The 7,232-nt window shown below is 57.9% G+C and carries 8 protein-coding genes and 1 tRNA gene; all 9 read right to left on the bottom strand.

Annotated features, from left to right (window positions below; translation table 11 throughout):
• Window positions 1-97: 97 nt before the first annotated feature.
• Window positions 98-679 (bottom strand): hypothetical protein, encoded by a 582-nt coding sequence (locus tag OCH7691_RS22685; RefSeq protein WP_085885905.1) that lies wholly within the window; start codon window positions 677-679, stop codon window positions 98-100.
• Between the two features lies 1 nt (window position 680).
• Window positions 681-1,676 (bottom strand): hypothetical protein, encoded by a 996-nt coding sequence (locus tag OCH7691_RS22690; protein WP_139839880.1) that lies wholly within the window; start codon window positions 1,674-1,676, stop codon window positions 681-683.
• A 200-nt stretch (window positions 1,677-1,876) separates the two neighbouring features.
• Complete coding sequence (locus OCH7691_RS23130) at window positions 1,877-2,755, bottom strand: hypothetical protein (protein WP_139839881.1); 879 nt, start codon at window positions 2,753-2,755, stop codon at window positions 1,877-1,879.
• On the bottom strand, window positions 2,752-4,269 hold the full coding sequence (locus tag OCH7691_RS22700) for an MFS transporter (RefSeq protein ID WP_176245221.1): 1,518 nt from the start codon (window positions 4,267-4,269) through the stop codon (window positions 2,752-2,754). Before OCH7691_RS22700 ends, OCH7691_RS23130 begins: the two co-directional genes overlap by 4 nt.
• A gap of 183 nt (window positions 4,270-4,452) precedes the next feature.
• Entirely contained in the window at window positions 4,453-5,127 is a 675-nt protein-coding gene (locus OCH7691_RS22705) for a thermonuclease family protein (protein WP_217808215.1), read from the bottom strand.
• 619 nt (window positions 5,128-5,746) lie between these two features.
• Window positions 5,747-5,823, bottom strand: a tRNA-Arg gene (locus OCH7691_RS22710).
• A gap of 52 nt (window positions 5,824-5,875) precedes the next feature.
• Window positions 5,876-6,190: an ETC complex I subunit gene (locus OCH7691_RS22715; RefSeq protein ID WP_085885909.1), complete on the bottom strand. Its 315-nt coding sequence runs from the start codon at window positions 6,188-6,190 to the stop codon at window positions 5,876-5,878.
• 151 nt (window positions 6,191-6,341) lie between these two features.
• Window positions 6,342-6,956 (bottom strand): PA14 domain-containing protein, encoded by a 615-nt coding sequence (locus OCH7691_RS22720; protein WP_176245222.1) that lies wholly within the window; start codon window positions 6,954-6,956, stop codon window positions 6,342-6,344.
• Window positions 6,957-7,037: 81 nt separating this feature from the next.
• Window positions 7,038-7,232: hypothetical protein (locus OCH7691_RS23580; protein WP_217808216.1), on the bottom strand; the 195-nt coding region annotated here is incomplete at its 5' end.

Raw genomic sequence — 7,232 nt, forward strand, 5'->3', positions numbered from 1 at the left:
GCTGGTATAATCCCGCCAGGCGCCATTCCGCCCTCGGCTATCAGTCACCCATCAACTACGAAAGGAGCGCCCAAACGAGACTGGAATCCCCAAGCCCTTAACTGTCCACGAAACCGGGGGAACTCCACTCCTTGAATTCACGGCCGATGTCCGCGAGGGCCTGCATCGACTCACGCTCGGACGAAAGCTGCTCAAGCTTTTCAAGGGCCTCCTTCAAGGCCGCTTCCCGTGCATTTGCTTGTGTGCCGAGTTCGGCTAGTGGCCGCAAATAATCAATCTGACGCTTCATCTCCTCCGCTTCTTCTTGAATGCGCTTGTTCTCCTCGTTGATCCTGGCAAGCTCTTGTTGGGAAAAGAGGCGCTCGCGTTCTGACGCAATTAGTGTAGTGATCTGCTCTGGGCTGAGGCCTGAATCTGAAAGCCGTTTGCCGATCTCAGACAGAGCCATAAGTTCCTCTTCCGCCGCTTTGAGTTTCTCAGATATCTGCTCATTGCTGGCCTCAAGGACATCGGTCTTTTGGATTTCCTCCCACCAATGCAGCGCCGTTCCGGCGAGCGCCATGAGCAAGAGAAACACCAACAGTAGGAACAACTCGGCGAAAGTGAGGCCGAGCACAAGCCCGCGGCGGTAGGAACGGTCGACGTCGCGAAAAACGTTTCTGTCGCCAAACTCGGCCATGTTAGCGGCGTATTTCTTCTTGCAGCGCTTTAACGCCTTTTAGCAGTCCGTCTTGGACTAACTCGGTCGATCTGGCAGAAACTTTAGCGTAATCCTGCATTTCCTGTACAAGCTTTCGTATCGATTGGAAGTCTTGCTCTCCGGCCTTTCTGAGTTGAGTATGTAGCGCCTCAACTGCTTCCTCCATTGCTGCTAGTGCTTTGTTTGTAGTTCTCGCTTGGCCTCCAATCGACTCTACACTCGCCACGGCCATTTCGATGCTCTCGCGCACAGCGGGCCCTGTCGCGGAATTGATCATTGCGATAAGACGTTCGAGCGCTGTGATCGCGTCTTTCTCCGCGTTGATACGCTCCTGGAGACTCGCGGCGGAGGCATCAAGGCTTTGTGCGGCGGTGGCCAGTTTTTCGGAAACCGTGCTAGAATCTACTTCGAACCGTTGAAGTCGCGCCGTCACTTCGCTCACCGCGCTATCTATTTCCCTGATGGTCTTGCTCAGCGCGTTTGAATGGCCCGCGTTCGCGCGTTGCAAAGCCTCCGCGGTCTCGCTAAGTCGCCTTGCCGTGTCATCCACACTCGACGCGGCTCTAGCCGCCATTTCTTCTACGGCCTCGGTCGATCTCTTGGAGATCTCTCGAATGGACGAGGTAACTTCGCCTTGGAGTTCAGTGAGTGATTGTGTAATGGCGCGCCGGTACGAATTGACGTCAGACGTCATTGCATAAAGTTCGGAACGTATCGAACGGACCGCTTCCGTCAGATCTGCGCGGATCTCTTTCTCAATGTCCGCTGGATCGCTTCGAAACTGCTGGACGAATACGCGAAGAAACATCCCGAAAATGGTGGACCACAAGGCGATCCCGAAAGCGGACATGAGACCAAACACGGCATCAGCACCCGCTCCCAAATCGAAGATTTGAACGAGCGATATACTGAGCGTCACAAGAGTGTAGAGAAGCCCAAGGTAGTAGATATTGTCTCCAGCGCGATCGAGACTCATGCTCAGTCGCGCCGTACGCATGGCATACAATGCGTATAGTCCCAGAATCACTGTAGGAATTATTATTACGACCCAAGATGATACACCAAAAAATCGGCAAAGGCCTATCAACACTGCACCGATAGCAAATGAACAAATGAATATCCATTTGTCGTAGCGGTCATCGACGGTTCGACGAAATTCACCGGTTCTAAGCATTGTTAAATTGGCTCTAAGTAGATCAAATCGCCGTTCATGCCCGCCATGACGTCCTGCCACCATTGGAAGTGCTGGAGCGATTGAAATTGCGCATATTGCGAGCGACGCAGGTAGTAGACTACGACCTCTATGCTGGAGAGATCAGATCGGAGAGCGGCAAGTTCTCCTGAGCGCAGGAAATCGGGCGCACCCGGATAGCGGCGGAAATGCGAGAGTGCTTTGGAGTGCTGAATCATGTCAGAGAATATGATCAGCCGTAACGGAGTGTCCCTGCCGCTAGCGCGCAATGCAACGCTGGATGCTTCTCGTTGGACGATGAGCGCGAGTGTCTCCAGGAGGGGGGAATCGGTCTGCTCATCTGAGCTCGATGCGCTCGAAAAGGCGCTCAGAATCCGCTCTTCGAACTTATTCCAGCGCGCAGACACCCTGCGCTTGCTGGCAGTGAATTCGTCCTCCAATGACATCTTTTCCGGATTGCCGGGATTACACACTCTGAGGAATGGCTCCATCGCCGTTCCTGATTGTCGGATCGAGTAGGCGACGATCTCACCATACGGCTCGACATATCGTACGCCGCCTCTCAGTTTGGCCGCCGACATTGCAGCTTCCGACGTCGCCGGGTTGCGTAGATCCGAGAGCAGAGTTGCCAGAGCGGCTGCCTGACGATCATCCAGAGGGTCGGTCACGTCGAGCAACATGACCGTACGAGAAAGAGGCCCGGAAACTGGACAAAGCGTTTGGGCATCAAGCGTGACGTGATCAGAACTAACCGAAAGGTAAGCCCATACCCCGCCGCCAGCGATCGTCAATGCGAGGAACGAAATAACTATCGGCAGAAAAAGTGAACGTTTACTACCACCGCCGTCATAAAGCGACGTCACTTTGATTTCTCCCCAAAATCACTGGTTCGATCGTCAGTTTCTCGAACCTCCAGGACGAGTTCCTCCACCTTCTTAGCGAAAATTTCAGGGCTCGCGTTTTGAACCTCCTGCTCACTCAGCTGATCGATCGTCTTGTAAACATCGAGTAGTTCGCGATGCATGTTCTCTACCTGCCGGCGAGCCTGCCGTGCTGCAGCCTTCAACGCTTCGGCATCGAGACGATCCGTCATGTCAGTGTTCGGAAAGCGCCGGTCTTGGTCCGGAATCTGGAACTGGTTGTTGAAGTAGGCCGGAGGTGCGGAAGCGCGCGCGCCGATATTGACCTGTCGGTAACGTTGAATGAGTTGGCGGCCGTCGCGTTCCAACTGGGCGTAGTAGGCTGCGAGCTTCTCTTTTAGCCCGGCAAGGCGCGACGAGATAGAATTCAGCTCCTGCTCGTGGCGGCCAGCGCGGTCAGCTATCTCATTGATATCGTCAATGCCCTTTTTAGCGAGTCGTTCAAGGCCGTTCTGAAGACGCTCGAAGTCACGCCCATACCTAAGGACAAGAGCCTTATGGCTTCTATCTCGTGACCCGTAACCTGGATAAAGATCGTCCCATTTGAGTCCGTCGACGACTGCGATGCCGGAGAAAATCGTGCCAAGAATCATAAAGATCCACGATTTAAAGTCTGCCAGACCCAAAGGTGCGGCTCTGAGGTTTTCAACCGCTCTCGCGCCAAAATTGACGATACCAAGATCGCTAGCCGAGACGGCGATAACGTCGCGATAGTGCCCGACGAACAAGTTGAACAGGAGTATGAGCGCTATGACGGCGAGGCTGATAATTATGAACGCGATCCGCGCTGGCAAAAATCGTCTGGAAACTTGAGGCAGAACAAAACAGCCGAGAGAGAATCCGGCCACGAGATTGATGAAGGAAATCCCGATCATTTCCATGAAGCCGCCGAGGATACCAAACTCGCTCGCGTCGCCGATCAGGACGGCGTTCGCCCCGCTTTCCAGAACAAGGAGCAGTAGCAGGACCGAGACGTGCAGGAAGCGGCTCTCCGGATAGGAAGCGGGTCGTGTCAGGTTTCGTTTGATTTTGAAATTCTCGATATCGGCGTTGGCCTGAACGAAATCGCGTTTCGAATTAAAGAGTATCCCGGACCCGGTGCGGACTTGTGCGAACATTCCGGTCGTTGCCGTCGATGCGATACTCCTGATTTTATCTGGTGAGTCGGAAGCAAGGATTGTGCCTGATCGCTCGAGATAGGTTTTCAGGTAATCCGTCAGCGTGGCATGTGCCTGACGGGCAATATTGCTGATCTCGCTCTCTATGGAGAGTTCCACGTCGTCGGGATGTTGTTGATTTTCTGGGGGAAGATTGCTGGAGCCCCGCTGCTTGGCTCGGTCATCTATCTCAAGCCGACGCCCGAGTCGTTCTACATCAACCGATAGGAACTCTTCAGTACCAGGATCAAAGGGCGACGGAGCCTTGATAGTCGCGTTGCGGTTCAGCTTGATCAACATCATTCAGCCCGGAGATAGCAATCTACTCAACCAGAGGATGGCAGAATAGCCGCGGCACGCATAGTGTCGCGTGATCCTCAGGGCAGAAACTCGAAAGTGGCGCGCACGCTATCGCTGCTCATCCCGTTATCGCAGTGATTCATCTTTAGTTCGCGTTTATCGGGTCTCGTTGGCGGGGCTTTGCTATCTCCGCGACCGCCGCCACCCTGCGGCTCTTGCTTCGTCCTCGGTACAGAACCATCGCTCGCCCTTCGACGGGCTGATCCTGGTCCGGGCGTAATCCTCGCCGCCGGGAACGTGGTAAATCCGCTCGCCCTTGGAGCTTACGTTTCCCTTGATAGCGCATTCCCGGTCAACGGTCGGTTCGGTTGACCTCACGCCCCGGCGCCACTCCCAGGGCTTGTCGAACCGGCCGCGCCAGATACCGACGCCCCTGCTCGCTGCCTGCGCTTCCTCATCGATATAGTCCGTCGAGTAGCGGCGATAGGCGAGTGCCCACCCTTTTGAAACCATCCAACTTCCGAGATCGGTTCCTCTGGATGAGCATGACGCGACAACCCTGCCGTAGCGATCGATGTCGCGGGCCACGCAGTTGACTACGGACTGGCCAAGAAGGTCGGAGAGCGCCAGGGCTGCCTGCTGGCCGCAACGGTAAGGCTTGTCGTCAAGGATGCAGGTCTGACCGCTTTCCGGGGCATCGATCCCGTGCATCCGAATTCGCTGGCCGTGGATGTCGATCGTGTCGCCGTCGATGACCGACGCCCTGCCTTCGATAACCTGCTGGCCCTGCACTGGCATCGCCCAGATACACAGATACGCGCCCAGAATAACGGCTCGTGAGAGAGGGAGAATGTTCAACGGATGATTTCCTGGGGGAATGAGCGATCCGCAGTGCGACCTACCGACGCCCTACGGTACCAGAAGACACTATCGACAGCGCCGTTATGCCCGCTCATGACGGTGTGGGAGCGCGGGGGCCGCGATGAAGTCGACCGGCGTCTATTGGCACCTGACGACACTACGCAAGCCGATACTCTGCCTCCTCGTAACGGCCTGGGAGCGCGGCGGATCGCATATTACCTTGTCGAGCGGACCGCATCAATTCTACGACGACCACACCCAGTGCCCGCGATGCGCTCGCCCGGCGTCTATTGGCACCTGACGATGCTACGCACGCCGCCCCTCTGCGGGCTCGTGGCGACGTGGGAGCGCGGATCACCGCAGGCAAGATAGGGAACTGGAGCGCCCGCCTCAAGCGTGCGGCGGACCCGATCCCGAGCGAGTTTACGTTGTACCGCGGATGCGAATTGCCTTTTGGCCGCTCAAGACCACGTAGGACGCACGAAGGCACTCGGGAAACCGGGGGCCTTCTGCCGTTCATGGGTCGATTTGTGTACATAGGCGGTACACGGCAAATAGCCTAACCGTATGCCCCGCCGCCCGGCCTCATAATTCTTTGATTTTGCTCGAAAAAAAATGGTGACCCCGGCAGGATTCGAACCTGCGACCACAAGATTAGAAGTCTCGTGCTCTGTCCAGCTGAGCTACGGGGTCGAGAGGAGGCCGGGCGGCGTCGTGGCGATCGGGCATCCGCGCCGCCATCCCGTCACACGCGCCGGTGAAAGCTGAAATTGTCCGCATAGGTGCGGATCTTCGGCTGGCGCTCGCGCGGCTCGAAGATCTGGTAGGCGAGACCGTTCTGGTCGCAGAAGACGATCGCCGCCTCCCGGGTCGCGAATTCCATGACGACCTGGCCGGACGTGTCCCGGCTCGATGTCCAGCCCATCAGCGGATCGATATCGTGGCCGGCGCGCGGCTCGTATTCCAGCCGCCATTTCCGGGTCCGGGCGCGGCCCGATTGCATGGCGTTCTTCGCCGGCTTGTAGATCCGCGCCGTTCCGGGCAGTGAAGCGCTGGTCATGGCAAGCAAGTCCCTGCTCTGAATTCATGGCCGGGGGCGGCCTGACAAGGCGCCCCGTGACCGTCACCTGTGGTCGCCACCTTATCCCGCCTGCCGGGCAAAAGTGCAAGCCCCTGGGCGGGCCCGCCCCGGCGGCGGCGTGGCTGTCCGCTCACTCGCCCGGCAGATGGGCGAAATGGCTGGCCGGAACGTAATCCGGGTCGGGCTGGTCCGGCGTCGACCAGTAGAGTTCCAGCGTCGCGGTGTTCTTGCGTTCGAAATAGACGATGTCGATCGGGTACCAGCCGGCGGTCGCGACCTGGACCTTGATCTCGTCGGAGAAGCGGTCGGCATGGACGCCGGTGTCCTTGTAGATGTCCTTGCCGCCGATCACGAGTTCGACGCCGTCGTTCGAATGGACCATGAAGGTATAGGTGCCGGGCTTGTCCATGCGGATCAGCCCCTTGATGACCGCGCCGACACCGTCCTTGTTCTTGTGGGTGAGTACCGGCCCCTCGCCGACATGGTAGTCGAGACGCGGGATCGGCGTCCCCTGCTCGCCCTTCGAATAGTCGGCATATTCGCGGACTTCGCGGGTGTCGCGGACGAAGTAGGTGTAGTAGCGAACCGCGAGGCCGGGCTTGAGCGCGGATGCGGCCGGCTGCGGCGAGGCCGGGCTGAGCCCCGAGATCGGGCCGTCGGCAACTGCCGGGGCGGCGAAGGCGAGAAACGCGGCCAGTGGCGCGGCGCGGGCGGCGAGAACGAGGGCGCGGGACAGGGTCGGCATCGTCAATCCTCTGGGACAATTCTCTGGGCGTCGGCGGATCGGGTCCATTACCGATCAAGCCTATAAGCCCCGTCCGCCGCGTCAAGCGCCGTTCGCGGCGCCTTGTGACCTTTCGCACAAACGCCACGGGTCGGCGCGCCGGAGAGAATTGGTCGGGGCGACTGGATTCGAACCAGCGACCTGCTGCTCCCAAAGCAGCGCCGCGAGTTCCGCGAGGTGCAGAAAACCGCCGATTTTCAGCCATTTTCGAGCGCCCTTAAGAGGCCAATTCGGCTC

The sequence above is a fragment of the Oceanibacterium hippocampi genome (genome assembly GCF_900172325.1).
GTDB classification, from domain to species: domain Bacteria; phylum Pseudomonadota; class Alphaproteobacteria; order Sneathiellales; family Sneathiellaceae; genus Oceanibacterium; species Oceanibacterium hippocampi.